This window comes from Streptomyces sp. NPDC002845, from assembly GCF_053591955.1.
Map to the genome: position 1 here is coordinate 48,341 of NZ_JBSFUU010000014.1, position 26,338 is coordinate 74,678.

Below are 26,338 nucleotides of genomic sequence, written 5' to 3' on the forward strand. Positions count from 1 at the left end.
GGCCCCCGGACCATTAGCCTTGGTACCGGCGGGTCCAGACGACCCGCTGTAGTGCTCTCCAGAGCAGTTTTCCGGTGCCAGCACTTCCACCAGAGCAGTCAGAACAGCCAGACAGTTCAGAGCAGTCAGAGCAGTTTTCCGACGAGTACGAGGACGAGGACAGACGTGCCTACCGGCAAGGTCAAGTGGTTCAACAGCGAGAAGGGCTTCGGCTTTCTCTCCCGCGACGACGGCGGCGACGTCTTCGTCCATTCCTCGGTCCTGCCCGCCGGAGTCGACGCACTCAAGCCGGGCCAGCGCGTGGAGTTCGGCGTCGTCGCGGGCCAGCGCGGTGACCAGGCGCTTTCGGTGACCATCCTGGACCCGACACCCTCGGTCGCGGCAGCCCAGCGCAAGAAGCCGGACGAGCTGGCGTCCATCGTCCAGGATCTGACGACCCTCCTGGAGAACATCACGCCGATGCTGGAGAAGGGCCGTTACCCCGACAAGGCCTCCGGCAAGAAGATCGCCGGCCTGCTCCGCGCGGTCGCCGACCAGCTGGACGTGTAGTTGCTCAGCCGCGCGTAGCTGTTCAGCCGGGCCTACGGGAAGCGCTCACGGAAAGTCCAGCGCCTCGCGGCCGAGGGGCGGCACCAGCCCCTCGGCCGCCGCGCGCGTGAGCAGCCCGCGTACGGCCGCGTAACCGTCCGCTCCCAGGTCGGCCGTGAACTCGTTGACGTACAGCCCGATGTGCTGGTCCGCGACCGCCGGGTCCATCTCCTGGGCGTGTTCGAGGACGTACGGGCGGGAGACCTCGGGTTCGGCCCACGCGGCGCGCACGGAGGCGCGGGCTGACTCGGCGAGCAGCTCCAGCGTCCCGTCGCCCAGCGCCCGCTTGGCGATGATCGCGCCGAGCGGGATCGGCAGCCCGGTCGTCCGCTCCCAGTGCTCGCCCATGTCGGCGAGCCTGTGCAGCCCGTAGTTCTGGTAGGTGAAGCGCGCCTCGTGGATGACGAGCCCCGCGTCGACCTTCCCGTCCCGTACGGCGGGCATGATCTCGTGGAACGGCATCACCACGATCTCCCCGACCCCTCCGGGCACGGTTTCCGCCGCCCACAGCCGGAACAGCAGATACGCCGTCGACCTCTCGCTCGGCACCGCGACCGTACGGCCCTTCAGATCGACGTCACCTGCCCCCCGCGTCAGCACGAGTGGCCCGCAGCCCCGCCCCAGCGCGCCCCCGCACGGCAGCAGCGCGTACTCGTCGAGGACGTACGGCAGCACCGCGTACGACACCTTCAGCACGTCGAACTCCCCGCGTTCGGCCATGCCGTTGGTGATGTCGATGTCGGCGAACGTCACGTCGAGCGCGGGCGCGCCCGGGATTCGGCCGTGGGCCCAGGCGTCGAAGACGAAGGTGTCGTTCGGGCAGGGGGAGTACGCGATCTGCAGGGGTTCAGTGAGTGGGCTCATGCGGGTTCCAACTCTCCAGTGCGGGCCCGAGCTTCCCGAACCCCTCGGTGAGTGCCGCGAGCGCGTCCCCGATGCGCCAGGCGGCCCGGTCGCGGGGGCCGACGGGGTTGGAGACGGCCCGCAGTTCCAGTACGGGCGTGCCGTGCGCGGCGGCCGCCTCCGCGACCCCGAAGCCCTCCATGGCCTCGGCCAGCGCGCGGGGGTGACGTTCGCGGAGTTCGGTCGCGCGCTCGGCGCTCCCGGTCACGGTGGACACGGTCAGTACGGCACCGGCGCGCGCCCCGGTGGCCGCCGCGACCTCTCGTACGAGTGAATTCGGCGGCTTGTGGTTGACGGTCCCGAATCCCAGTTCGGTGACCGGAAGGAAGCCGTCGGGCGTCTGGGCGCCCAGATCGGCGGCGGTGATGTCGTCGGCGACGACGAGCGATCCGACCGGCGCGTCAGGCTGGAAACCGCCGGCGATCCCGGTCGAGACGACCAGGTCGTACGGCCGTCCGTCCAGCGAGGCCGCGGTCAGCGCGGCGGCGGTGGAGGCGGCGGCGAGGGCAGGGCCCACACCGGCGGCGACGAGGTCGTAGCGGCCGCCGGCACCGCCACCCTCGTCGCCGAGGCGGTACAGCGTCACCCCGGGAAGCCGCACCTCACGTACGGGCCCGGCGAACGCCCCAGCCACCGCGTCCCTCTCCACAGGGACCGCGGTGGCCACGAGCACGACCGGCCCAGCGGCTGCGAAACCGCTCAGGAGTCCTTCTTCAGCTTGAAGGACCAGAGCCCGGTGACCTCGTTCTCACCCTCGCGGATGGAGACGACCGTGGTGTCGCCCTGGGCGCCGTACTGGGCGTTGAAGAACACGCTGCCCGGGATGGTGCGGTAGGTCTTGGTGCTGGAGTCGGTCAGGGGCTGACCGTTCATCAGGATCGTCCAGCCCTCGTCCGCGATCTCCGGGTCCACGCCGAAGCGCACCGTCTCGTCGGGGTCGACCTCGATGGACTTCATGTCCTTGGCCTGGAGGCACTTCGAGATCTTGTCGGTCTCGACCGTCTTGCCGTCGTTGTAGCAGTCGGTCTCGGAGCTCACCGAGTTCGAGCCCACCGTGAGGGTGGCCATCGGCGTCGGCTTGTCACAGGCGGACAGGACGAGAAGTCCGGCGGAAACGACGCCGATGGTGGCGACGGCGCGGCGTCGGCGCGCTTCGGAACGCAGGGAGGTCATGGCCGAAGGCTATCTGGCATGTCCAGCGGCCTCCCCACGCGGGGTGCGGCGTGCCGCGCGGACGGGAGGCGGAGGGGAGCGCGGGAGATCGCGGGTGGAGGAGCGCGGTGTGGTCACGCCACCAAGGCCCGGGTGGTCACGCCACCCGGGCCTTGGCCGGGCCTCCGTGCCCGTGCCGGGCGGAGGAGAGCAGCCCCCGTACGGTCGTGAGCCAGCCCGTGCCGACGATCGCGGCGGCGACGCCGAGCCCGAGGCTGCCGTTGAGGGGGAGCACGATGCCGATGGCGCCGCCGACCACCCAGGACATCTGGAGCAGGGTCTCGGAGCGGGCGAAGGCGGAGGTCCGGACGTGTTCGGGGACGTCCCGCTGGATCAGCGCGTCCAGGGACAGCTTGGACAGCGCCTGCGCGAAGCCGGCGACAGCGCCGAGGCAGGCCACGAGGACCGCCCCGAAGAAGAGGGCGGCGGTGACGGCGACCCCCAGCTCCACCGCGACCACGGTCACGATGATGACCTCCGGCGCGCGGGACCTCAGCCAGGCTCCGACGGCCGTCCCGATCGCGTTGCCGACGCCCGCCGACACACCCACCATGGCCAGGGAGACCGCCGCGCTCTGCCCGGGGAGGGGGTGTTCGCGCAGCAGGAACGCCAGGAAGAAGATCAGGAAGCCGCCGAGGCAGCGCAGGGCGGCGTTGGCGCCGAGAGCGTGGGTGACGGCGATACCGACCGTGCGCAGCCCCGGGCGTTTGAGCGTCTTGCGGCGGTGCGGCCCGTGCAGATGCTCGGGGTCCGCCGCGAGCAGCGCCGTGTCCTCACCCTTGGCCGAGTCCACCTTGTGGGGCAGCGTGAAGGAGAGGACCGTACCCGCCACGAACAGCACGAACGCGCCGTACAGCGGCCAGCGCGGGCCGAGCGCCTGCAACCCGATACCGATCGGCGCGGCGACCCCCGTGGCGAGCAGTCCGCCGAGGGTGACCCGGGAGTTGGCCTTGACGAGGGAGAAGCGGGGCGGCAGCAGCCGTGGCACGACAGCACTGCGGACGACTCCGTACGCCTTCGACGCGACCAGTACGCCGAGGGCTGCCGGGTAGAGCTCGATGCTGCCCGTGACGACGGCTCCGGAGAGGAGCAGTGCGAGCAGGGCGCGGGCGAGCATGGCTCCCGCCATGGCGGCGCGGCGGCCGTGCGGGATGCGGTCGAGGAGGGGGCCGATGACGGGGGCGAGGAGGGTGAACGGGGCCATGGTGATGGCGAGGTACAGGGCGACTCGGCCGCGGGCCTCGTCGGTGGGCACGGAGAAGAAGACCGTCGAGGCGAGGGCGATGGTGATCATGACGTCGCCGGCGCCGTTGACCGCGTGCAGTTCGATCAGCTTGCCGAGCCCGGATTCTCCCGCGCCGTGCGCGTGTGTGGCCTTCCTGATCCCCCGGGCCGTTCCCGTCACCGGGAAGTGCAGGGCACGCCCGAGTGCGCGGACGGGCCCCCTCACACGGCCCGAACCGCCACCACGCCCACTCCCCTTGGCCCCACCGATCCCGGTGGCACCGTGGGGCGACCTTGCGGTTGCCACTCCGTCATAGTGCCCTGAGATGGGGCTGCGTAGTGGGGTTACCGTGCGTACGGGGTGGCCGGGATTGGTTTCGTCCCCGCCAGAGGGCTCCGCCCCTTCGACCCCGCCGGTACGGGGTGGGTCCCATCAGCCCGTCCGGCGTTTGAGGACGAGGCCGCAAGGCCGATGAACCACCCACCCGCCCGCACTCACCCAGGGGTCCGGGGCGGCGCCCCGGGGATGGGACGGGTAGGGGCGGCGGGGCGAAATCCCACCGGCACCCCCCACGACGGTTTCCCGCCAGCCGGCGGACGGGCAGACTTCCGCTCCCGGCGGTAGCCGTACCGCGGGCAAAGCGGACGTCGGTGTGGGCCCAGAGCGCGGAAGAAGGTAGCGTGCGTAGCGCGCCCCGGCGGTTGTTCTCGGCCGCGCGCCGCTCCGTCATCCCGCAGAATGGATGACGTAGGTGCGCCCGAGCGCGATCGGGCGCGGACGTCGACGCGGCCCTCCGGTCCGCTCCGTCCGCATCCCCGCCGAGGGACGGCGCACTCGTGAGACGGCGTAGGAGAGAAGCGATACCTGTGAGCGCAGCGACAACGCGAAGCCGCACCCCTGACCGTCTGTGCGCCGAGGCCGTCGACCTCGCCCGCGCCGCAGCCGAGGAGGCCGCCGCGCCCGGCGTCATCGGCGAGCACGCCGGGATGATCTCCGAGGGAGATCGGGTCGTCACGCACTTCTTCGAGTGCAAGGAAATGGGATATCGCGGGTGGCGCTGGGCGGTGACCGTCACCCGGGCCTCGCGCGCGAAGGTCGTCACGCTGGCCGAGACGGTTCTGCTGCCCGGGCCGGACGCGTTGCTCGCGCCCGAGTGGGTGCCGTGGAGCGAACGGCTCCGCCCCGGTGACATGGGCCCCGGCGACCTGCTCCCCACGGAGGCCGAGGACCTCCGGCTGGAGCCCGGTTACACCGGCGAGGAGGAACCCGGGCCGAACTCCGCCGTGTCGGAGGAGATGGCCGAGCTGGTGGAGGCGGAGGACGCCGAGGTCACCGCGGGCGCCCCCGCCAGCCTCCCCGTCGCCCCCACCCGTGGCTCCATCGCCGCCGTCGCCGAGGAACTCGGCATGCGCCGGGCCCGCGTCCTGTCCCGCTACGGCCTCCACACCGCCGCCGACCGCTGGGAGGACTCGCACGGCCCCAAGACCGCCATGGCCCAGGCAGCGCCCGCCACCTGCGTCAGCTGCGGCTTCCTGACCCCCGTCGGGGGCTCGCTGGGGCAGGCCTTCGGTGTCTGCGCGAACGAGTTCTCCCCGGCGGACGGCCACGTGGTGTCGCTGGCGTACGGCTGTGGCGGCCACTCGGAGGCCGCGATCATGCCGAAGCCACCCCGCCCGGCCCCACCGGTCATCGACGAGACCCGGGTGGACCCCTTCCCCCTCCGGCCCGCACCCGACTCGGGCTCGGTGTCGGTGACGGCGGACGAGTCGGCGGCGGAGCTGGGGCACTCGTAGCGGTAGCCGGTCGGCCGGCCGTGTCGGGCGCGGGTGCGGTCAGGACCGACGGTACCCGCCTGGGAGGGTCGCGTGGGCTCCGTTCGGGTTCAGAGGCGGCCGGAGGCTGCAGAGCGGCAGTCGCGGCAGCGTCCTCCGGGCTCGGGCGTGCGGAAGCCGCGGTCGCAGCCGTCGCAGTTGCGGAGGGGGTGCGGTACGGGTGGTGGGGCTGCCGGGGCGCGGAACGGGGGCGGGGGTGGCAGCTGGGCCGCCAAGCGGTGGGCCAGGAGGGCGGCCGGTCGGCGTAGGCCTTCGGGTGGCAGGTCGGTGGTCAGGGCGTGGCGTACGGCGGTGGGGGTGACGTCGCGTTCCAGCCAGGCGGCGACGCCGGGGGCGAGGTGGGCTGTGTCGCAGGCGGAGAGGAGCAGGCCGGGGTCGTGGCGGCGGAGGTCGGCGAGGAGGTCCGTGGCTGTCTGGAGGAAGGCGGGGGAGGGGGAGGCGGGCTGCGGTACGGCGGGGAGGGGCTTGCGGGGTGCCCGCTTGGCGCGCTGCTGGTGCCTCTCGTGCGGCTTCGGGGCCGGTGCCGGTGCCGGTCATACGGGCTCGGGGGCGGGCGTGCAGGCGGGGGCGGTGGCGCGGTGCCGGGCTGCCGTCGGCTGGTTGCAGGAGATCGTGCGGGTGACGATTCGGCCGCCGGGGGCGCGTTCGCGTTCGCGGCGCAGGTAGCCGTGGGCTTCGAGTTCGCGCAGGGCGGCGGCGATGCGGTCGGCGCCCTCGGGGAAGCGGGCGGCGAGGGTCTTGATGTCGACGCGGGCGCCGACGGGGAGCGACTGGATGTGCACCGCCAGCCCGATGGCGAGCAGAGAGAGCTCGGGGTGCTGGGCGAGGTGGTTGCCGATCACCGTGAAGCGGGTCGTGTGACGGGTGTTGTCGTGGACGACACCGCCGGGCCTGGAGTGCCTGGACGGGTGGTTTTTGCCCGCTCCACGGGTCTGGGCGTGCGGGTGCACGCTAGGGTTCTGCGTATCCATCGGGAAGAGTTCCGTTCTTCCTGGGTGGTCAGGCCCTCGCACTGGGATGCCAGTCCCGGCGAGGGCCGTCGCATGTCTGCGGTTGTGTTGCGCTGAGCGTAGGGCAGGTAACGGTGCCCGAATCCAGCCGAGTTGGCGATGTTCACCCGCGCGGGTGAGTTTGCGCGGGTGGGCGGGAGGGGTGGGGCTTGGTCGGGTTCTTTCTCCCTCACGTTTCTTGGGAAAGACCGCCCGTGGCACCGGAACACGGGCCGCCGGGTTCCGGTGGGAGGTCGAGCTCGGCCCAGATGGTCTTGCGCGGAGGCAGTCCTTCTGCCACGCCCCAGCGGTCGGCGAGCGCGTCGACGAGGACGAGCCCTCGGCCAGACTCGGCGTCGGGTGCGGGGCGTTGGACATGCGGTAGACGGTCACCGCGCGTGTCGGTGACCTCGATGCGGAGAGTCGCGCCGACCACGTAGAGCGTGAGCTGGAAATCGCGGCCCGGAACGCGGCCGTGAGTGGCCGCGTTGGACGCGAACTCGGCCACGATGTGCCCGGCCGGTTCCAACGGGAGCCCCCAGATGCGTAGTTGCTCGGTGGCGAGGAGGCGCGCGAGGCGGGCGCCGAGTCGTGTGGAGGACAGCCGCACAGTGAAGTTGCGGATGGGGTTGTCGAGTTCGGCCTCTGGGGCGACGGTTTCCTGATTCACGTCACTCAGCGTGGCGGTGCGTGCCTACTGTGAACAGTGACTGCTCCGATGCGTACGGTGACTGTCCGGTTGTTGTCCGGTGGTGTCGGGGCTGTCCAGAAGGGCTTACCAGCACAGTCGTCCTACGCGCCCCAGGCATTTCCGAGCGGACTGGCTGTCACACCCCCGGCATCGCCGGACGACGTCAGGGCCCGGCGGTGGCGGCGGAGTACGGCGGATTCGCCCAGCAGAAGCGCCTGCGGCCGGTAGGCCGGGCCGCACAGGGACCGCTCCAGCGCGGGCAGGTAGTTCCAGCGCACGGCAGGGTGCGCGGAGTGCGCGAAGGGTACAGGTCCCCGTACGGCAGCCAGGTACCGCGGGCCAGCAGGGCGAGCAGTACGTTGCGCGGGTACAGCCGCAGGCACCGACCGGCCTCCACGGCGACCGGAGGCCCGGTGACCGGCTCCGGATCGAACCAGCGGTGCTCCACGAGCAGCGACATCCAGGCAAGCTGCGGATACAGCAGGAGCCGGGGCACCAGGAAGACGAACACCGCCGCCTCCCAGCCGAAGACCAGAGCCACGGCCACCGCCACGGCCACCGGCCCGAGCACCCGCAGACGCCCGGCGCCCGGCTCCCGGAGAGGAGCGACCAGACTCCGCACCGTGTCCGACACACCGGTCGGCGTGAGGGGGTGAAGCATGCCCCGCACACAACGCACGGTGCTGGCTCCCGTCCGCAGCCCCGCCCGGTGCAACTCGGCGAGGTTGGGATCGGCCCCGGCGACCGTCGCGTTCGGATGATGCTCCCGCACATGCCGACGGCGCCGCACGGGCACCGGGACGAAGCCGAGCGGGACGTGGACGGCGACTTCGGCGAGAAGCGTGTTCAACCGACTGCCGCGCGCCAGCACGCCGTGCACCGCGAAGTGACTGATCTCTTGCAGACGGCGGAACGTGACCGCCCCCGCGAGCGCTGCGACCACGCGCCCAGTGGGTCCGCCGTGCACGGCCACCAGACACCACCCGGCGAACTCCAGCCACTGCCCGAGGAGCAGGAGCACGGGCGTGACGTCATTCAGCCGCTCACGCTGGAGCGACATCACGGTTCGGAGTGAGCCCGGCGTGTGGCGACCGAGCGGGCCCCCACGGGCGGGACTGAACCACCACCGGTCCGCCTGCCGCACCGTGATCCCCGCCGCGATGACCGTCATGCCTGCCGCAAGCGCTGCCAAGCCGCGTCCCCCTCCCCGTCCGCCCGAGCCGGACCAGGACCGCCGGAGGAGGCGGTGTCACGGCTCCCGGGCGCACGGGCGCGCTCGGGAGGCAGAGTGGTGGTCAGACCTCGGTCGGCTTGATTCCTGCCTCGTGCAACACCTTCATGTTTTCCCGGCTGAGCTCCGCGAACGCGCCGATTTCCGCCATGTGGGCCTCACCGGAGAACTCCACCGGACCGTCACCGAGCAGTACGGCGGGGTCGAGTTCGGCCTGGTACACGAGGGTGGCGTTGCCCTCCAGCAGGGGCTGCCATACGTCACCGACGGGCTGAAGCCGACTCCTTGCGACGCCGCCGGGGTTGCGCACGGTCACCGGTCGTTCCGGCTCGACGAGCCCGAGGCGCGACAGGACCGCGCGGGAGGCCGCGATGCCCGAACCGCACGACGGCGTCAGTCCCGCTCCCCGTTCGTAGGTGTGGACGAACACCTCGTCGTCCGAGAGCGGGAGCACGAAGGAGAGATTGGCGCCGATCGGGAAGACGTCCGGTGATCCGGCGACGCGCCGACCGGTCTCGATCAGTTCCGCCTCGTCGTAGGAGTCGATCACCGTGATCAGATGCGAGTTCGGCACCGCGACCGCCGTCACGTGGCGCGACGGGTGGAAGGCGGGCAGCAACTGGTCCACGTACTCCCCGTGCGCACCCGCCTCGGCCACGATGGGCTCGGCCGGCGCGAAGTCGACCGCGGGCAGCTCCACGGAGACCTGCCGCACGCCGTGGGGCGTGCGGCCCCGGTCGCGAACGGTGAAGGAGTACGGCCCCTGGTGCACGACGACCGACTCGGCCTGGTGGCGGTCCAGCAGCAGGCGACCGGCGCACCGCATACCGTTCCCGCACAGCAGCGCCTCGGACCCGTCCGGGTTGTGGAACCAGGCCCGCGCGGTGCCGTCGCTGTTGTCGGCCACGAAGTACACCCCGTCGCCTCCCAGCCCGCGCTTGCGGTCGCACAGCAGGCCGACGGCCCGGGTGAGCTCGTCCGCCGTGGCGAAGTGATCATGGGGTGTGCCGTCGACCACGAAGATGTCGTTCCGGGACCCGTGGGCCTTGGTGAGCGAGAGAGCAGGCATCACGTACTTTCCGTCGCGCGGTCCCGCTGCGTCCGGACCGGCTGTCGTTCCATGCTAACGAAGCCCGTTCGATCAAGGTGGAGTCGTATGCGGCGAGGTCTCACAGCCGGGCCGCTGTGCCGTGGACGGCGGATTCGTCCCACGTACCGGCATCGAGCATGGGCCGAACAGCCGCTTCGTACGACTGCAGAGTGAACGGCGCCGAATCCGAGCCGTGTCCCCAGACCGACTCGAAGCGCCCCGCCCAGCGCTCGACCTGCTTGAAGTACACGGAACTGCGGCCCCGGCGGTAGTCGGCGTCTCCCTGTTCCTCTTCCAGCAGTACCGCTGCCTTCGATATCACGACGAAGTCCACGGCCTGGTCGGCGCGCAGCCGGTCCCGCACGGCGAGGGCGCACTGCACACCCAGGGACCGGTGGTGATCGACGAGGGCGAGCAGCGCCCGTGCGAAGTCCTGCCTGACGAGATCGTTCTGCCAGCAGATGAACAGCCGCTGCACCGTACCGCCGACCTCGATCAGGCGGCGGTTGACGGCTAGGTACTCCCGCCTCTGGGTCAGCAGGTCCGGATTGGTGGTGAGGTCGGCCGCGAGCACACGCTTGGGCTCGGTACCGGCGTCGATGAGTGCCTGGTAGAGCAGCACCGACAGACGGGGCACCTCGGACGCGTACACCTGGAGGTGCCCGTCGGCGATCTCGCCGAAGCCCGCCATGAGCTCGCGCTCCAACTGCTCACGGACCAGCGCGAAGTACCGGGCGTCCGACATGTGCCGGTCGTTCGCCCGGCGCAGCTGGATGTAGATGCGCCGTAACCACATGTGGTTCGCCACCATGAGGAGCAGCAGAACGGTCTCCGCACCCAGGAGGATGTCCTTCAGCAGACTCCGCTCTGCGACCCACGCGACGACGGGAATGACCACACCGACTATGCCCACCAGCGCGTTCAACGCCTGCGAGGACAAGGTGTCGGCCACACGAGCACCGAGGTCCCGACTCGGCGGTGCCGTCATGCGCTTCCCCCCTCGCAGCGGATCGAGTCACGCACCATGTTCGTGGCTGTCGCGCGGGCGGACAAGTACACGCTGGTACTGAACGATTCCTTTCCGTCATGCCGGTGGCGGGAGTTGGCAACGGCGTGCCAGCGGACGGGCGAGGCAGGCGCCGAGTGGCGTGAGGGACAGAAGCGCGCCGAAGCGGTGGGTGTGGTGGGTGAAGGCTCGGAGTTGGGCGGATTGTTCGTTCACGTCACTTGGTCTGGCCGCTCGTGCTTACCGTAAACAGTGACGACGTCGATGCGTACGGTGACTGTCCGGTCGTTGTCCGGTCGTGTCTGGCCTGTCCGGAACGGTCGTACGGGTAGGGGTCGTTGGGCCATAGCGGTACGACGGAGGGGCGCAGGATGACGGCCGATGCGGACACGGGACGGCTCAGGACCGAGGCGGACGAGCCGGGTTGGGAGGTCGACCCGGACGACGAGTGGGGGCTTGCGGTCATCGCCACCGCAGGGCGGCAGTTGAAGCTGCGGCGGGAAGCGGTGGGGATGAAGGCCGGCGAGTTCGGCAAGGCGGTCGGGTACGGCGAGGACATGGTCTACAAGATCGAGGGCGGGAAGCGGATTCCGCAGCCCGAGTATCTGGACATGGCGGACGAGGTGTTGAGGGCCGGTGGGCTGCTCTCGGCGATGAAGGAGGACGTGGCGAAGGTCCGCTATCCGAAGAAGGTTCGGGAGATCGCGAAGCTGGAGGCCAAGGCAGTTGAGATTGGGCTGTACAGCAACCACAACATCCATGGCCTGTTGCAGACCGCGGAGCACATGCGAGCGCTCTTCGGCGCGTGGCTTCCTGCTTACTCGGATGAAGAGACGGAGCGCTTGGCGGCCGCACGGATGGCCCGCCGGTCGGTTTTCGAGAGGTCGCCCGCACCGACTCTCAGCTTCGTTCAGGAAGAGGTGACGCTCCGCCGTCCGGTTGGGGGCAGAATGGTCTGGCGTCGGCAGCTCGAACGTCTGCTGGAGCTGGGGCAGTTGCGGAACGTAACAATCCAGGTGATGCCGACGGACTGTGAGGAACACGTCGGCACAGGTGGGCTGATCGAGGTGCTGAAATTCCCGGATGGTACTGCGGTCGGGCGCTCCGAGGGGGCGTTCAACGGCCGACCCGTGTCCGATCCGAAGCAGCTCAGAATCCTTGACCTGCGCTATAGCATGATCCGGGCCCAGGCACTCACGCCCCGAGAGTCACGGGCCTTCATCGAGCAGATGCTTGGAGAAACATGAGCGGCACCCCTACCACCCAGGACACCTCCGCGCTCGCGTGGTTCAGAAGTAGCTACAGCAGCAGCGGTGACGGCAACGACTGCATCGAGATCGCCACGGCCCCTGGTCTGGTGCACGTCCGCGACTCCAAGAACATAGGAGGGCCGCGGCTCGCGCTCGCGCCAGAAGCGTGGGCGGACTTCGTGACGTACGCGTCCAAGGGCTGACCTCGGTACTCGGTCCGTCTGCTACTCCAGCAGCAGGCGGACCAACTCGTCCAGTTCCTCGGCGTCCGGGGAGTCCACGATGACGGAGCGGACGACCTGGCGCAGCTTGACGAAGTTCTTGGACTCGTCCAGCACCAGGGCCGCGATGCGCTGAGCTTCTGCTGTTCCGATCTCGGCGAGCCGCTGATGCGTGGAGTTCGTGGAGTCGAACTAGGGGGATCGGCAGTTGCCATACGGCCTTGTCGATGTCCCGCTCGTCCTTGCCGTACGACATGAGGGGGCGCACCACCTCGGTCAGGGCCGGGGCGTTGAGGATGGCGCACAGGTACATGCCCTCTTCGCGGGTCGTCACCGTGCCCCAGTACAGCTTGTGGTCGATGGCAGCGTTCGGATCGTCCACGAGCGCTGCCGAGACGTGCATACCGGCCTTGCCGTACACCACGCGCAGGGGCGTGCCCGGTAGCTGTGTGGACATCCCGCGATGGAACTCAAGGCGCTCAAGGAGCGTCAACCGCTCACTGCTCCGATGACCACACCCGCCCTGCACGCTCGGTACCGTCTGGAATGGCGGTTTCGGGCATTGACCGAACGCGACACAGATCAAGGGGAGTTCAGGTGATTGACGTGCGGCCCAGCCAGCGCATGCGAGACCTCGGCGTCGTCCAGCACGGCGCCGGCATACTCACCGAACCGGCCCGCGCCTTCGGTCTGCCCACCGAGCGTGACGAGGCCGAGCGCATCACGGACGAGCTGTTCGTCGCCATGGAACGGATCGGACAGGTCCACCCCTTCGCCAAGGGCATGGGCATCGCGGCGCCGCAGATCGGCATCGCACGAGCCGCCGCTGTCGTCCAGCCGCCCGGCGACGCCCCCGCTGTCATCCTGCTCAACCCGCGAATTACCACTCGCTCCGACGAGGCGGACGAGCAATACGAGGGCTGCCTGAGCTTCTTCGACGTCCGCGGCCTCGTACCTCGCCCACTGAAGATCACGGTGGAGACCACGGCCCTGACCGGCGAGAGGATGACCACCGTGTACGAACGCGGCCTCGCCCGCCTCATCCACCACGAGATCGACCACCTCGACGGCCTGCTGTACACCGCCCGCATGCGGACCGGCGTCGGCCCGATCCCCGTGGAGGAGTACAGGCAGACGGGCCGAGCCTGGGCATTTGAGTGAAGCTTGGCCTGGGCTACTGCTCGCCTGTCACCCAGGCCGACGAAGGGACGCACACACAGTGGCTCAGCCGAAGACGACCGACAACCAGCCCAAAGCCCTACCGCCCGCCCTCGCGTCCATGACCCTGCTGGTCGCCGCCGTCATCGTCCACGACCAGGCCACCAACCGCGTCGTCCTCCTCCAGCGCAGCCAGACCGCCAAGTTCGCCCAGGGCATGTGGGACCTCCCGGTCGGCAAGAGCGAACCCGGCGAGCCCATCACCGAAACCGCCGTACGCGAGCTGTACGAGGAGACCGGCCTGACCGTGAAACCGGAGGCCCTGAAGGTCGCCCACATCATCCACGGTGCCTGGGGCGTCGAAGCGCCCAACGGCTTCCTCACCGTCGTCTTCGCCGCCCACGAGTGGTCCGGTGAACCGGAGAACCGGGAGCCACGCAAGCACGCCCAGATCCGCTGGGTCGATGCCGATGCCATCCCCGAGGAATTCGTGGACACGACCGCCAGCGCCCTCCACCGTTACCTCGCCGACGGGCCCCAGGTGTCGTTGGACGGCTGGCGGACATGACCCGCAACCAGCAGCCATGGGAACAGTGCTTTTGACCGTCTCCAGCAGGCGCGGCTGAGCGGTTCGGCGGGCGATTTCCTGTGGGGCATCGGTCGTGTCCCCGACGCCGGTGCAGAGGATCAAGCGCTGCGCGTTCCCTGCGACGCCCGTGACGATCTCTGACGATCTCTGTGGAGACGGCAGTCCTCGAAGCGTCCCGCTGAGGCGGGGCCACCGGCCGGGGCGGAAGCCCTCACCCTCGACGCACGGTACCTTCATGCCCTCAGGCGACAGGAAAGGTGAACCGTGAGCAAGTTCGTGCGGCCGGCGGCCGAGGGTGCGGACCCGTTCGGGACGGCGCGGTTGCGGCGCGGGGTGCTGGACGCGTGGGCGACGAGCCCGGCGCGGTTCCGCGAGGATGCCAACGCCGAGGAGGAACTCGTACTCGGCGGGTACCGGGACCGGCTGGTCGTGGAGCTTGCCCAGAACGCCGCCGACGCCGCAGGCAGGGGCAAGGTGCCGGGGCGGCTTCGGCTCACCCTGCGCGACGGGGTGCTCGCCGCGGCCAACACCGGCGCCCACCTCGACGCGGCCGGTGTGGAGTCCCTGTCCACCCTCCGGGCGTCCGCCAAGCGGGAGGACGGGCAGCAGGGGCAGGCCGTCGGGCGGTTCGGGGTCGGGTTCGCCGCCGTGCTCGCCGTGACCGATGAGCCCGCCGTCGTCGGGCGGCACGGTGGGGTGCGGTGGTCGCTCGCCGAGGCCCGTGAGCTGGCCGCGGACACCGCCCGGCACAGTCCGGGGCTGGGGGACGAGATCCGGCGGCGGGACGGGCATGTGCCGTTGCTGCGGCTGCCGTTCGCCGCCGAGGGGAGCGCTCCGGAGTCGTACGACACCGTCGTCATCCTTCCGCTGCGTGACGCCGCCGCCGAGGATCTCGCCGAGCGGCTCCTCAACGGGGTCGATGACGCCCTGCTGCTTGCCCTGCCCGGCCTGGAAGAAGTCGTCGTCGAGGTGGGGGACGCGGCCCGTACGCTGCGCCGCCGCGCCCGCGAGCACGGTGTCACCGTCGAGGACTCGCGGGACGGCACCACCCACTGGCGTACCGTCTCCCAGCACGGGCCCCTGACCCCCGACCTCCTCGCCGACCGGCCCGTCGAGGAGCGGCTGCGGCCCCACTGGTCCGTCACCTGGGCCGTGCCGGTCGGCGCCGACGGTATCCCCGCTCACCCCCGCACCGCGCCCGTCGTCCACGCCCCCACCCCCAGCGACGAACCCCTCGGTGTCCCGGCCCTCCTCATCGCCTCCCTCCCGCTGGACAGCACCCGGCGCCACGCCGCCCCCGGGCCGCTGACCGACTTCCTCGTCCAGCGCGCGGCGGACGCGTACGCCGAGCTCCTCGCCGCCTGGCGCCCGGTGAACCCCGAGCTCATCGGCCTGGTCCCGGGCCCTCTGGGCAAGGGAGAGCTCGACGGCGCCCTGCGGCAGGCGATCGTCGACCGTCTCCCGCGCACCGCCTTCCTGCCGCCCGCGGCCGAGCCCCGTGAGGACACGCCCGAAGCCTTGCGGCCGCGGGACGCCGAAGTCGTCGAGGGCGCCGGTGGCGAGACCGTCCGGGTTCTCGCCGAGGTGCTGCCCAGCCTGCTGCCCGCCGGGCTCGAACGCCGTATCGAGCTGCGGACGCTGGGTGTCGCGCGCGTGCCGCTGACCGAGGCGATCGACCGCCTTGCCGGGCTGGAGAAGGAGCCGGGCTGGTGGCGGCGGCTCTACGACAGCCTTGTCGGGGTCGACCCCGACCGGCTGTCCGGGCTGCCCGTGCCGCTCGCCGACGGGCGGACCACCATCGGGCCCCGGCAGATCCTCCTGCCCACCCCCGACGGAGCCCAGGCCGCCCCCGAGGCCCTCGCCCGGCTCGGGCTCAAGGTCGCCCACCCGGACGCCGCCCACCCCCTCCTGGAGAAGCTCGGCGCCCTCCCGGCCACGCCCCGCGCGGTCCTCACCACGCCCCAGGTGCGCGCGGCCGTCGCCGCCTCCCTGGAGGACGACGCAGGCGGCGCGTGGGACCAGGAGGACGGTGCGCCGGACGCCGAGGAGCTGGCCGACACCGTCCTCGCGCTCGTCCGGGACGCCCGGCTCGAACCCGGAGACGAACCCTGGCTCGGCGCCCTCGCCCTCCCCGACGAGGAGGGCGAGCTCGCGCCCGCCGGAGAGCTCGTCCTTCCCGGCAGCCCCTTCGCCCAGGTCATGCGCGAGGACGAACTGGCCGCCGTCGACAGCGAGTTGGCCGAGCGCTGGGGCGAACAGCCCCTGGCCGCCTGCGGCGTGCTCGCGAACTTCGCCCTCGTACGCGCCACCGACGTCGTTCTCGACCCCGACGAACTGGAGCCGCGCGAAGGGGACTTCGCCGAGCCCGACGACGCCGGGCTGCTCGACGCGGTGGACGTGTGGTGCGAGGACATCCTCGACCGGTTCCCGGACACACCCGTACCGCCGGTCGCGACCGAGATCATCGCCGTACGGGATCTGGATCTGGTCGACGACGACCGCTGGCCGCAGGCCCTCGCGCTGCTCGCCCGGCCGCCGCTGCGCGACGCGCTCACACAGCCGGTGCGGATGCTGCTGCCGGACGGGACGCACGAGGTCGTACGGCCGTACACGGCCTGGTGGCTGCGCGGTCACCCCGTCCTCGACGGGCGGCGGCCGGCGGGGCTGCGGGCCGCCGGTGGCGATCCGCTGCTGCGCGGGCTGTACGACGAGGCCGACGCCACCGGGTTCGACGACGAGCAGGTGCTGCGGGCGCTGGGCGTACGGACGTCCGTGGCCGCCCTCCTCGACGAGCCCGGCGGCGCCGCCGAACTGCTCGACCGGCTCGCCGACCCGGACCGTGAGGTCACCTCCGCCCAACTGCACGCCCTCTACGGCGCGTTGGCGGACCTCGACCCGGAGCAGGTGACCCTGCCGGACGAGCTGCGGGCCGTGCTCGACGGCGAGGTCGTCGTCGTGGACGCGGCCGATGCCATGGTCGTCGACTCGCCCGACCTGCTGCCGTTCACCGAGGGCGTCCCGCTGCTGCCCGTACGGCCGTCGAGCGCCGCCGAACTGGCCGAACTGTTCCAGGTGCGGCGGCTGAGCGAGTCGGTGACCGGGGAAGTGACCAGCGAGGGCACCGAGCACGACGTACCGGAGTCCGTGCACGTCCTGCTCGGGCCACGGACCCCGGCCACGTACGTCGAGCACGAGGAACTCGTCGTCGACGGCGTGGAGCTGGACTGGCGCCGGACGCGTGACGGCGTGCTGCACGCCTCCACCCTGGAGGGCGTGGCCGCCGGCCTCGCCTGGGCCGCCGGCCAGTGGCCCCGCCGATTCGAGGTCGCCGCCCTGCTCGAAGACCCGTCACGGACGGAGGAGCTGGCGCGGGACCGCTGGTTCGACTAGGGCCTGTCCGGCGGATCACGCCGACCTCAACCTGCGGTGCCCCTGAAAGCGCCGGTGAGCGGGGTCATGGGGGTGCCCCCGCGCGAGCCGAGCGAAGCCGGTTCGAGCGTGGGGGAGCGTGCAGCCGCAAGGCGGAGGAGGCTGTGACATCAGCCGCTGCCGCGGCGGGCGACGCGGAGCGTCTGCGACCGACGACAACGCGGCTGGGGGTTCTCCACGCCCTTAAGGCAGTGGGGGGAGTGCGTGCCAGGCCCCGCGGCCCAGGCGTGATCCGCCGGACAGGCCCTAGGGCCGCCATCGAGCTGGAGCGTCCTGCAACCTTGGCGGTTGCGGGGCGCCAGGTGTGATCTTCGCAACATCCGCGAAGCTTTCTTACAACTCGTACAACCATCCGCACCCCTCATGAATCTGACCACCCGAGCCAACAGGCTCCTTGCGACACTTCTGGAACCCGCGCCACGGCCGTGACAGCACATGGCCTGCGGGCTCCCTTTCCATGTGGGGAACACATGCGCATTCGTGCCACTGTGGCCGCCGTCTCCGGCGCCCTGGCCCTCTCCGCCCTCGCCGTCCCGGCCGCACAGGCCGACGAGAACCCCGGCGCCGCCGCCCGGAGCGCGCTCGGCGCGCCGGTGGCGATGAACGAGCAGATCGGCGACACCAAGATCACCAAGGTGGTCGTCAACAACAACAAGAACCTCGTGCTGGGCACCCACACGAAGAAGACGTTCACGATCGCGGTGACCGCGACCGACCCGTCGGGTATCGACGACGCCTTCGCCTTCCTCTGGCACGGCACCGGCACCGACATCGAGACCGCCAACATCGACGGCGCGATCATCCCGGACGGCGAGGCCACCTGCACGAAGGTGAACGCGACCACGTCGACCTGCAAGATCACGCTCGTCGCCGACGCCCGGACCGACCTGTACAAGAACGGCCTGGCCGGCAACTGGAAGGTGTACGCGGCGGCCGTGGGCAACGACGGCGACCTCCAGGAGAAGGACGCCTACAAGACCCACCGCGTCCAGCGCCTCTCCAGGCTGAGCGCCAACGCCTCCCCGGAGCCGGTCAAGAAGGGCAAGACCATCACGGTCAAGGGCCGGCTGACCCGCGCCAACTGGGCCACCGACACGTTCGTCGGCTTCGGCGGCCAGAAGGTGAAGCTCCAGTTCAAGAAGAAGGGCGCGACCTCCTTCACCACCCTCAAGACGATCACCGGCGCCACCGGGGGCTACCTGAAGACCACGGTCACGGCGAACGTCGACGGCTCCTACCGCTTCTACTACCCGGGCAACTACACCACGGCGCCCAAGGCGTCGGCGGCGGACTTCATCGACGTTCAGTAGTTCCAGGGACCCAGTTCTCGGTACTCAGCACTCATCACCGGCAGTTCCTGGAACTCTCCGACGACAGTTCCAGGAACTCACCACCGGCTCGGCCCCGCGGGACACATCCCCGCGGGGCCCTTTCCACCAAGGAAACGCATGCGCATTCGTGCCACTGTGGCCGCCGTCACCGGCGCCCTGGCCCTTTCCGCTCTCGCCGTGCCGGCCGCGCAGGCCGCCGACCCGGCCTCCGGTGCCGACATCGCCACGCCGTGGGGGATCACCTTCGCCGAGGGCGGCCCGTCCTCGTACGGCGCCGCCTCCGCCTCCGCCGCGGCCGCGGCCGTGGCGGACCCCGACGTCAGCTTCTCGGCCATGAAGATCAACCGGGGCAAGCCGATCGTGGTCGCCAACAAGCACAAGACCGTGTCGGTCACCTACACGCTCACGCACCCTGCCGACTTCGACATCACCGCCGAGAACTTCCTCAACGGCCCGTTCCTCTACCTCGGCACGGCCCCCGACTCGGTGACCGACGTCGACACGACCCCGGTGCTCTTCGGCGACGACCCGGCGACCTGCACCGTCAAGTCCTCGACCACGGCCAGCTGCAAGGCGGTCATCGACATCCGTCCCGGCGCGGGTGATCTGCGGAACTCCTACGCCCGCACCTGGAAGGCCGGCGGCCTGGCGCTCCTGGTCGACGAGGTCAACGGCGAACTGGGCGAGACCTGGCAGGGCAACCGCGGCAAGGTCGCGATCAAGCGCCACTCCAAGCTGACCGCCAACGCCGCCCCGGAGCCCGTGAAGAAGGGCAGGACCATCACGGTCACCGGCAAGCTGAGCCACGCCGGCTGGGGCTCGGGCAAGTACGTCGGTTACAAGAACCGGTCCGTGCAGCTCCAGTTCAAGAAGAAGGGCACCAGCACCTTCAAGAAGGTCAAGACCATCAAGACCCGCAAGGGCGGGGCCCTGAGGACCACGGTCAGGGCGAAGGCCGACGGCACCTACCGCTACGTCTTCGCGGGCAACTCCGCCACGGCGGCGGTCAAGTCCAAGGGCGACTTCATCGACGTGAAGTAAGCCCCCGGTAGGCCCTTGTAGCCCTCCGCAGGACTCACGCCGGGAAGCGGCGGTCGACCCACCTCCACAGGAACTCCAGGGCGACCGCCGCCACCGCCGCGATGCCGACCGCGGCCCACGGCATGGTCGTACCGACCAGCCTGAGCGCGAAGAAGTCCTGCAGCCAGGGCACGACGAGGACCAGCAGGAAACCCAGGCCCATCGAGGCCACCAGAAGCAGCCGCCACCAGGTGTACGGCCGGGCGATGATGGACAGCACCCACAGGGAGATCAGGAACAGCGTGAGGGTCGCCGCGCTGGTCTCCGCGTCCAACGCGCCCTCGCCCGCGTAATAGTGACGGGCGATCAGATAGGTCGAGAAGGTGGCCAGGGCGGCCACGACCCCGCCCGGGATCGCGTACCGCATCACACGACGTACGAAATGGGGTTGCGCGCGTTCCTTGTTGGGCGCGAGGGCGAGGAAGAAGGCCGGGACGCCGATCGTGAGGGTGGAGAGCAGCGTCAAGTGGCGGGGCAGGAAGGGGTATTCGACCTGCCAGCACACCACCAGGATCGCCAGCAGCACCGAGTAGACCGTCTTGACCAGGAAGAGCGTGGCGACGCGGGTGATGTTCCCGATGACCCGCCGGCCCTCCGCGACCACCGAAGGCAGCGTCGCGAAACTGTTGTTGAGCAGGACGATCTGGGCGACGGCCCGGGTCGCCTCCGAGCCCGAGCCCATGGACACGCCGATGTCGGCGTCCTTCAGGGCGAGTACGTCGTTCACGCCGTCGCCGGTCATCGCGACCGTGTGCCCGTGGGACTGCAACGCGCCCACCATGTCCCGCTTCTGCCGCGGGGTGACCCGCCCGAACACCGTGCCCGCGTCCAGCGCCGTCGCCATCCCGTCCCGCTCGGCGGGCAGCCGCCGGGCGTCGACGACCTCGCCGCCCAGCCCCAGCTTCCCGGCCACGGCACCCACCGAGACGGCGTTGTCGCCGGAGATGACCTTGGCCCGTACGTTCTGCTCCTCGAAGTAGCGCAGGGTGTCGGCGGCGTCCGGGCGCAGCCGCTGCTCCAGGACGACGAGCGCGGTGGGCTCGGCGCCGACGGCGACCTCGTGATCGTCGAGCTCGCGGATCGTGCGGGCCAGCAGCAGTACGCGCAGCCCCTCCTCGTTGAGCCGCTCGGTCTCGGCGAGGGCCGGGTCGTCGGCGCCGAGCAGTACGTCGGGGGCGCCCAGGAGCCACGTACTCGACTCGCCGTTGCCCTCGCTGAAGGACGCGCCGCTGTACTTGCGGGCCGAGGAGAAGGGCAGGGACTCGGTGCAGCGCCAGGTCTCGCTGTCGGGGTAGGCGTCGATGATCGCCTGGAGGGAGGCGTTCGGGCGCGGGTCGGACTCGCCGAGCGCGCCGAGGGCGGTGCGTACGTACGACTCGTCGCTGCCGCCCAGCGGCCGCAGCTCGGTGACGTCCATGCCGCCCTCGGTGAGGGTGCCCGTCTTGTCCAGGCAGACGGTGTCGACGCGGGCGAGCCCCTCGATGGCGGGCAGCTCCTGGACCAGGCACTGCTGGCGGCCGAGCCGGATCACGCCGATCGCGAAGGCGACGGAGGTGAGCAGGACGAGGCCCTCGGGGACCATGGGCACGATCCCGCCGGCCGTGCGCGCGATGGAGTCCTTGAGGTCGTGGTCCTTGACCACCAGCTGGCTGATGATCAGGCCGATCGCGGTCGGAACCATCATCCACGTGACGTACTTGAGGATCGTCGAGATACCCGTCCGCAGCTCGGAGTGGACGAGGGTGAACCGGCTCGCCTCCTCGGCGAGCTGCGCCGCGTACGCCTCACGGCCGACCTTCGTCGCCGTGAACGAGCCGCCGCCCGCGACGACGAAGCTGCCCGACATGACCGGGTCGCCGGGCTGTTTGACCACGGGGTCGGCCTCACCCGTCAGCAGCGACTCGTCGACCTCCAGACTGTCGGTCTCGACGCACTCGCCATCGACGACGATCTTGTCCCCGGGGCCGATCTCGATGAGATCCCCCAGCACCAGTTCCGACGTACTCACCTCGGAGGCCACCCCGTCCCGCCGTACCGTCGGCCGGACCTCCCCGATCAGCGCGAGCGAGTCCAGGGTTTTCTTGGCCCGCCACTCCTGGAGGATGCCGATCCCGGTGTTCGCCAGGATCACGAACCCGAACAGGCTGTCCTGGATCGGCGCGACGAACAGCATGATCAGCCAGAGCACGCCGATGATCGCGTTGAACCGGGTGAAGACGTTCGCGCGGACGATGTCCGCCATGGAGCGGCTGCTCCGCACGGGGACGTCGTTCACCTCGCCGCGCGCCACACGCTCGGCCACCTCGGTGGCCGACAGTCCGCGTGACCGCGCCGGGGGCGGGGCGGTGCCCGATATGGGTATGGGATGCACAGGATCGAGTTCGGCGGCGCTCGCGTCGATGTGCGTCATGCATCAGACGGTACGTGCGGAGTGGGGGCTTCACCCGCCGAGTGAGCCAAAGATCCGACCAGGGTAGGACGGGGGACGGGGACAGTTGGTGCCGTGGTTGTACACGGCTGGCCCGTCCGGGGGTTGGGGAGAGACGGAGACGGTGCCTAAGCGCTCCGCTGGCTGTGTCGATATGCGGCTCCGCCGCGGGGCCGCGATGTGCCGTCGTTCGTCTGCGGCGCCGTCGTGGCTGGTGGCGCCCCGCGGCGGAGCCGCATCTGTACACAGCCCCGCGCCCCTTTGGGGCGCGGCCCAACCGCAGCGGACTTCGCCCGACCTGCTCAGTCGGCCGACGCCGACTTCATCGTGGCCTCTGTCTCACCGGCATCCCCTGCCTTCTCCGCCTCTTCCGCCTCCGCGGCAGCGGCTCGTTTGAGTGCCGCGTCCCGCTTCCGTACGTACCAGAGACCGATCAGACCCAGCCCCGCCCCCGCCAGACACGTCCACACCCACCACGCACGGTCTCGGTCGTCGAACCAGCCGTAGAAGGGCAGCTGTGCGAGGAAGAGGACGAACCAGAGGATCGTGCCGCCGGTGACGGTGGCGACCACGGGGCCCTCCAGGGGCTCCGGTGCCTCGTGCTTGGGGGTCCACTTCGTCATGCGGACAGCTTACGGGCGGGTTCGCGGGTGTCGGTGTCCGCGTGGCAGCGCGAAGGACACGCGATTCTCGTCTGGATCGTCACTCACGTGACCCTCACGTGACCCCGTAGAACTTCTCCGTCTCCTCGACGGCGGCCTGGAACCGCTCGTCGAAGTCGTCCCGAATGAGCGTCCGGACCACATAGTCCTGGACGCTCATTCCCCTTTTGGCCGCATGGTTCCGGAGCCGCTCTAGCAGCTCCCCGTCTATCCGCAGGCTGAGCACGCTGGTCCCCATGAACACGAGGGTCAGGGGCGATCCGGGGTTTGTGTCACGTTCCGCTTCTTACTCACTCGTATGAGTGACTCCGGGTATACGTGGCTGGCCTCACGGGCACAATCGGAGTCGCTCCGGTGGTCTTTAGGGAGAGTAATGAGTTACCCTAAGGAACATGCCTGACCTCACCCATGGCGACGACGAGGCCGCCGTGAACGCCCTGCGCTCCGCCGTGATGCGCCTGTCCCGTCGGCTCAAGCACCAACGCGTCGACGAATCGCTGAGCCCCACCGAGATGTCGGTGCTCGGCACCCTCGCCCGCTGCGGCACCGCCACCCCCGGCGAACTCGCCCGCAAGGAGCACGTCCAGCCGCCCTCGATGACCCGCATCGTCGCGCTGCTGGAGAGCAAGGGCCTGGTGAAGCTGGAGCCGCACCCCGAGGACCGGCGCCAGAAGGTCGTCACCCAGACCGAGCGTGCCGAGGCGATGCTGGAAGAGAGCCGCCGCAAGCGGAACGCGTTCCTCGCCACCCTCGTCGAGAGCCTGGACGAGGACGAGTGGGCCAAGCTCCGCGAGGCCGCGCCCGTGCTGGAAAAGCTCGCGCATCTGTGACGCGCACCCATGACGCGCGGATGAGAGCCGTCCGCGTGACGTGTGCTCCGGCGTGCGCCCCGCCCCGGCGGACGGCGCACCCGTGAGACCCCGGGCCGCTCCTGCCGGGCAGCCGCAGGGCGGACGACGATGTCGGCGACCGGCCGGCCGAGACGTACGCCGAGGAAGCACGAGAGGGAAGCACGAGAGGGAAGTACGCGAAGAAGTGCGAGAAGAAGTACGAGAAGGAAGGCCACCAAGGAGGCGAACCCATTGAGTACGGGACCCGGAACAGATTCCGCCCCCGCACCGACCGCCCACGACTCCCAGCCCGCCCACAAGACGTCCAAGACCGTCAAGTCCTCCGAGACCGTCAAGACCTCCAAGACCTCGATGTTCCGCTCCCTCCGGAACCGGAACTACCGCCTGTTCTTCATGGGCCAGGTCGTCTCGAACATCGGTACCTGGATGCAGCGCATCGCCCAGGACTGGCTGGTGCTCAGCCTCACCGGCTCGTCCACGGCGGTCGGTGTGACGATGGCGCTGCAGTTCCTGCCGATGCTGCTGTTCGGGCTCTACGGCGGTGTGCTGGTCGACCGCTTCCCCAAGCGCCCCGCGCTGTTCATCACCCAGACGGCGATGATGGTCACGGGCCTCGCGCTCGCGGTCCTGACGCTCTCCGGCCAGGTCCAGGTCTGGCACGTGTACGTCGCCGCCTTCGCCGTAGGCCTCGCCACGGTCGTCGACAACCCGGCCCGTCAGTCCTTCGTCTCCGAGCTGGTCGATCCCGACGAGCTGCAGAACGCGGTGAGCCTGAACTCGGCGAACTTCCAGTCGGCCCGGCTGGTCGGCCCGGCCGTCGCGGGTGTGCTGATCACCACCGTGGGCACCGGGTGGGCGTTCCTCTTCAACGGCCTGTCCTTCTTCGCGCCCCTCACCGGCCTGCTCCTGATGCGGGCACGCGAACTGCACGCCAGCCGCCGGGCTCCGCGCGGCAAGGGCCAGCTCCGCGAGGGCCTGCGTTACGTCGCGACCCGCCCCGAGCTGCTCTGGCCGATCGTCCTCGTCGGCTTCATCGGCACGTTCGGCTTCAACTTCCCCGTCTGGCTCTCGGCGTACGCGGACGACGTCTTCCACGCGGGCGCGGGCTCGTACAGCCTCTTCAACACGCTCATGGCGGTCGGCTCGGTGGCGGGCGCGCTGCTGGCGGCGCGCCGGGGCACGGCCCGGCTGCGCGTGCTCATCGCGGGCGCGCTGGCCTTCGGCATCCTGGAGACGGTGGCCGCGCTGGCGCCGTCGTACTGGCTCTTCGCCCTGCTCATGGCCCCGATCGGAATGTTCGGCCTGACGGTCAACGTCACCGCGAACACGTCCATCCAGATGGCCACCGAGCCGGCCATGCGCGGCCGGGTCATCTCCCTCTACATGATGGTCTTCCTCGGCGGTTCGCCGTTGGGCGCCCCGGTCGCCGGCTGGGTCACCGACACGTACGGCCCCCGAGCCGGCTTCGCCGCCGGCGGCCTCGTCGCAACCCTCGCCGCCGCCACGGTGGGCCTGGTCCTGATCCGCGTCGGCGGCCTGCGCCTGTCGGTGCGATGGGACCACGGTCACCCGAGGGTGCGGTTCGTGCCGAAGGCGGGGGAGACGGAGGAGACGGAGGAGCAGCGGGTGGCGGTGGGCAGCGCGGCGTAGGAGGGCGGTGGCGGTGTAGGAGGGCGGTGCGGGTGTCGCCGAGCGGGCGGCCGGCGGCAGCGCGGGCCGCGGGCTCTGGTCGACACGGCTCCTCGGCACGGCTACCCACGCGCGTCGCCGTACTCCTCGAAACCGGCCTGGCGCGCGTCGCCGCGCCCCTCGAAACGGTCCGGCGCTCGGGCCGCCACCACGGCGAACGCCCCCGGCGGCCGGGCCTCGCGTCAGTGGTCCTGGCCTGGCAAAGTGGGGTATATGAGACTGTTCGCGGCGGTGCTGCCGCCGGTCGAGGTGGCTGATGAACTGGGCCTGGCCGTCGATGGCTTGAGGGGTCTGCCGGGGGTGGACCGGCTGCGCTGGACCGGTCGCCCGGGGTGGCACTTCACGCTCGCGTTCTACGGCGAGGTGGACCACGAGGCCGTACCGGATCTGGTGGAGCGGCTGGCGCGGGCGGCGCGGCGGACGGAGCCGTTCGGGCTGGCCCTGCGCGGTGGCGGTCACTTCGGCGGGCGGGCGCTGTGGGCCGGGGCGGTGGGTGAGGTGCGTACGATGCGGCTGCTGGCGGACCGCGCGGAGACGGCCGGACGCAAGGCGGGCCTCGACATGGACGTCCACCGCCGCTACCACCCCCACCTCACCCTGGCCCGCAGCCGCGAGCAGGCGAACCTCAAGCCGTACGTCGCCGTCCTGGACGCCTTCGCCGGGCAGGAGTGGCGGGTGGGCGAGCTGAGCCTCGTACAGAGCCGACTGCCGAGATCGGGGGTGCCGGGGGAGCAGCCACGGTACGAGATGGTCGCCCGCTGGTCGCTCGGGGCGGCCGGTTAACCTCGGATACGTGGACCCGAAGACCCGGAACCGGATCATGGCCGGTGCGCTTGTGCTGATGTTCGCCGTCGTCGCGGTGGCGGCCGCGTTCGGCAGGTAG

At 70.6% G+C, this 26,338-nt stretch carries 23 protein-coding genes and 1 pseudogene; 12 read left to right on the plus strand and 12 right to left on the minus strand.

Annotated elements, in window-relative coordinates; all coding sequences use genetic code 11:
- Window positions 1-165: 165 nt before the first annotated feature.
- Entirely contained in the window at window positions 166-549 is a 384-nt protein-coding gene (locus tag ACWD3C_RS12780; protein WP_451143034.1) for a cold-shock protein, read from the plus strand.
- Between the two features lie 45 nt (window positions 550-594).
- Here the strand turns inward: ACWD3C_RS12780 and ACWD3C_RS12785 are convergent, their stop codons facing one another.
- From ACWD3C_RS12785 to ACWD3C_RS12800, 4 genes are all read right to left on the minus strand, one after another.
- Window positions 595-1,452 carry a 1,4-dihydroxy-6-naphthoate synthase gene (locus ACWD3C_RS12785; RefSeq protein WP_451143036.1) on the minus strand — a complete coding sequence of 286 codons (858 nt, stop codon included), beginning with the start codon at window positions 1,450-1,452 and terminating at the stop codon, window positions 595-597.
- Complete coding sequence (locus ACWD3C_RS12790) at window positions 1,436-2,164, minus strand: futalosine hydrolase (RefSeq protein ID WP_451143038.1); 729 nt, start codon at window positions 2,162-2,164, stop codon at window positions 1,436-1,438. Before ACWD3C_RS12790 ends, ACWD3C_RS12785 begins: the two co-directional genes overlap by 17 nt.
- Window positions 2,165-2,190: 26 nt before the next feature.
- A complete protein-coding gene (locus ACWD3C_RS12795; RefSeq protein WP_451143040.1) occupies window positions 2,191-2,664 on the minus strand; it encodes a DUF2771 domain-containing protein in 474 nt (157 codons plus the stop codon).
- A 136-nt stretch (window positions 2,665-2,800) separates the two neighbouring features.
- A complete protein-coding gene (locus ACWD3C_RS12800; protein WP_451143042.1) occupies window positions 2,801-4,234 on the minus strand; it encodes an MFS transporter in 1,434 nt (477 codons plus the stop codon).
- A gap of 560 nt (window positions 4,235-4,794) precedes the next feature.
- On the opposite strand from ACWD3C_RS12800, the gene ACWD3C_RS12805 reads away from it, so the two are divergent.
- Entirely contained in the window at window positions 4,795-5,721 is a 927-nt protein-coding gene (locus ACWD3C_RS12805; RefSeq protein ID WP_451143044.1) for a DUF3027 domain-containing protein, read from the plus strand.
- Between the two features lie 89 nt (window positions 5,722-5,810).
- On the opposite strand, the pseudogene ACWD3C_RS12810 reads toward ACWD3C_RS12805, so the two are convergent.
- The 5 genes and pseudogenes from ACWD3C_RS12810 to ACWD3C_RS12830 form a co-directional block, all read right to left on the minus strand.
- Window positions 5,811-6,731: pseudogene (locus tag ACWD3C_RS12810) on the minus strand (helix-turn-helix domain-containing protein).
- 208 nt (window positions 6,732-6,939) lie between these two features.
- Window positions 6,940-7,419: an ATP-binding protein gene (locus ACWD3C_RS12815; RefSeq protein WP_451143046.1), complete on the minus strand. Its 480-nt coding sequence runs from the start codon at window positions 7,417-7,419 to the stop codon at window positions 6,940-6,942.
- A gap of 184 nt (window positions 7,420-7,603) precedes the next feature.
- Window positions 7,604-8,632 (minus strand): fatty acid desaturase, encoded by a 1,029-nt coding sequence (locus tag ACWD3C_RS12820; RefSeq protein WP_451143048.1) that lies wholly within the window; start codon window positions 8,630-8,632, stop codon window positions 7,604-7,606.
- A gap of 103 nt (window positions 8,633-8,735) precedes the next feature.
- A complete protein-coding gene (gene dapF, locus ACWD3C_RS12825) occupies window positions 8,736-9,740 on the minus strand; it encodes a diaminopimelate epimerase (protein WP_451143050.1) in 1,005 nt (334 codons plus the stop codon).
- A gap of 100 nt (window positions 9,741-9,840) precedes the next feature.
- On the minus strand, window positions 9,841-10,713 hold the full coding sequence (locus ACWD3C_RS12830) for a hypothetical protein (protein WP_451143052.1): 873 nt from the start codon (window positions 10,711-10,713) through the stop codon (window positions 9,841-9,843).
- Between the two features lie 425 nt (window positions 10,714-11,138).
- On the opposite strand from ACWD3C_RS12830, the gene ACWD3C_RS12835 reads away from it, so the two are divergent.
- The 7 genes from ACWD3C_RS12835 (at window position 11,139) to ACWD3C_RS12865 (ending at window position 19,786) form a co-directional block, all read left to right on the plus strand.
- The gene (locus tag ACWD3C_RS12835) at window positions 11,139-12,014 is read left to right on the plus strand and encodes a helix-turn-helix domain-containing protein (protein WP_451143054.1); all 876 of its coding nucleotides are present in this window, start codon (window positions 11,139-11,141) and stop codon (window positions 12,012-12,014) included.
- Window positions 12,011-12,220, plus strand: a complete 210-nt coding sequence (locus ACWD3C_RS12840) for a DUF397 domain-containing protein (RefSeq protein WP_451143056.1) — start codon at window positions 12,011-12,013, stop codon at window positions 12,218-12,220. Before ACWD3C_RS12835 ends, ACWD3C_RS12840 begins: the two co-directional genes overlap by 4 nt.
- A gap of 615 nt (window positions 12,221-12,835) precedes the next feature.
- Window positions 12,836-13,399: a peptide deformylase gene (locus tag ACWD3C_RS12845; protein WP_451143058.1), complete on the plus strand. Its 564-nt coding sequence runs from the start codon at window positions 12,836-12,838 to the stop codon at window positions 13,397-13,399.
- Between the two features lie 118 nt (window positions 13,400-13,517).
- On the plus strand, window positions 13,518-13,964 hold the full coding sequence (locus tag ACWD3C_RS12850; protein WP_451143217.1) for an NUDIX domain-containing protein: 447 nt from the start codon (window positions 13,518-13,520) through the stop codon (window positions 13,962-13,964).
- A gap of 285 nt (window positions 13,965-14,249) precedes the next feature.
- On the plus strand, window positions 14,250-17,375 hold the full coding sequence (locus ACWD3C_RS12855) for a sacsin N-terminal ATP-binding-like domain-containing protein (RefSeq protein WP_451143060.1): 3,126 nt from the start codon (window positions 14,250-14,252) through the stop codon (window positions 17,373-17,375).
- Between the two features lie 509 nt (window positions 17,376-17,884).
- Entirely contained in the window at window positions 17,885-18,724 is an 840-nt protein-coding gene (locus ACWD3C_RS12860; protein WP_451143062.1) for a calcium-binding protein, read from the plus strand.
- Between the two features lie 138 nt (window positions 18,725-18,862).
- Window positions 18,863-19,786 (plus strand): hypothetical protein, encoded by a 924-nt coding sequence (locus tag ACWD3C_RS12865; RefSeq protein ID WP_451143064.1) that lies wholly within the window; start codon window positions 18,863-18,865, stop codon window positions 19,784-19,786.
- A 34-nt stretch (window positions 19,787-19,820) separates the two neighbouring features.
- Here the strand turns inward: ACWD3C_RS12865 and ACWD3C_RS12870 are convergent, their stop codons facing one another.
- From ACWD3C_RS12870 to ACWD3C_RS12880, 3 genes are all read right to left on the minus strand, one after another.
- Complete coding sequence (locus ACWD3C_RS12870; RefSeq protein ID WP_451143066.1) at window positions 19,821-22,235, minus strand: HAD-IC family P-type ATPase; 2,415 nt, start codon at window positions 22,233-22,235, stop codon at window positions 19,821-19,823.
- Window positions 22,236-22,555: 320 nt separating this feature from the next.
- Window positions 22,556-22,876, minus strand: a complete 321-nt coding sequence (locus ACWD3C_RS12875) for a DUF2530 domain-containing protein (RefSeq protein ID WP_451143068.1) — start codon at window positions 22,874-22,876, stop codon at window positions 22,556-22,558.
- Window positions 22,877-22,970: 94 nt separating this feature from the next.
- A complete protein-coding gene (locus ACWD3C_RS12880) occupies window positions 22,971-23,153 on the minus strand; it encodes a ribbon-helix-helix protein, CopG family (RefSeq protein WP_451143070.1) in 183 nt (60 codons plus the stop codon).
- A 154-nt stretch (window positions 23,154-23,307) separates the two neighbouring features.
- Here ACWD3C_RS12880 and ACWD3C_RS12885 point away from each other — a divergent pair, with 154 nt between their 5' ends.
- The 3 genes from ACWD3C_RS12885 to thpR all read left to right on the plus strand — a co-directional run bounded on the left by ACWD3C_RS12885 (window position 23,308) and on the right by thpR (window position 26,238).
- Window positions 23,308-23,745 (plus strand): MarR family winged helix-turn-helix transcriptional regulator, encoded by a 438-nt coding sequence (locus ACWD3C_RS12885; RefSeq protein ID WP_451143072.1) that lies wholly within the window; start codon window positions 23,308-23,310, stop codon window positions 23,743-23,745.
- Window positions 23,746-23,997: 252 nt separating this feature from the next.
- Window positions 23,998-25,416, plus strand: coding sequence for an MFS transporter (locus tag ACWD3C_RS12890; protein WP_451143074.1), 1,419 nt, complete (start codon window positions 23,998-24,000; stop codon window positions 25,414-25,416).
- Between the two features lie 252 nt (window positions 25,417-25,668).
- Window positions 25,669-26,238: an RNA 2',3'-cyclic phosphodiesterase gene (gene thpR / locus ACWD3C_RS12895; protein WP_451143076.1), complete on the plus strand. Its 570-nt coding sequence runs from the start codon at window positions 25,669-25,671 to the stop codon at window positions 26,236-26,238.
- Window positions 26,239-26,338 lie beyond the last annotated feature (100 nt).

Bases quoted from the DNA above. Each gene is read 5' to 3' on its own strand.
- ACWD3C_RS12875 (WP_451143068.1), bottom strand. From the start codon at position 22,876: ATGACGAAGTGGACCCCCAAGCACGAGGCACCGGAGCCCCTGGAGGGC.
- ACWD3C_RS12835 (WP_451143054.1), top strand. From the start codon at position 11,139: ATGACGGCCGATGCGGACACGGGACGGCTCAGGACCGAGGCGGACGAG.
- ACWD3C_RS12860 (WP_451143062.1), top strand. From the start codon at position 17,885: ATGCGCATTCGTGCCACTGTGGCCGCCGTCTCCGGCGCCCTGGCCCTC.
- ACWD3C_RS12870 (WP_451143066.1), bottom strand. From the start codon at position 22,235: ATGACGCACATCGACGCGAGCGCCGCCGAACTCGATCCTGTGCATCCC.
- ACWD3C_RS12880 (WP_451143070.1), bottom strand. From the start codon at position 23,153: ATGGGGACCAGCGTGCTCAGCCTGCGGATAGACGGGGAGCTGCTAGAG.
- ACWD3C_RS12785 (WP_451143036.1), bottom strand. From the start codon at position 1,452: ATGAGCCCACTCACTGAACCCCTGCAGATCGCGTACTCCCCCTGCCCG.
- thpR (WP_451143076.1), top strand. From the start codon at position 25,669: ATGAGACTGTTCGCGGCGGTGCTGCCGCCGGTCGAGGTGGCTGATGAA.
- ACWD3C_RS12840 (WP_451143056.1), top strand. From the start codon at position 12,011: ATGAGCGGCACCCCTACCACCCAGGACACCTCCGCGCTCGCGTGGTTC.
- ACWD3C_RS12850 (WP_451143217.1), top strand. From the start codon at position 13,518: ATGACCCTGCTGGTCGCCGCCGTCATCGTCCACGACCAGGCCACCAAC.
- dapF (WP_451143050.1), bottom strand. From the start codon at position 9,740: ATGCCTGCTCTCTCGCTCACCAAGGCCCACGGGTCCCGGAACGACATC.
- ACWD3C_RS12795 (WP_451143040.1), bottom strand. From the start codon at position 2,664: ATGACCTCCCTGCGTTCCGAAGCGCGCCGACGCCGCGCCGTCGCCACC.
- ACWD3C_RS12865 (WP_451143064.1), top strand. From the start codon at position 18,863: ATGCGCATTCGTGCCACTGTGGCCGCCGTCACCGGCGCCCTGGCCCTT.
- ACWD3C_RS12885 (WP_451143072.1), top strand. From the start codon at position 23,308: ATGCCTGACCTCACCCATGGCGACGACGAGGCCGCCGTGAACGCCCTG.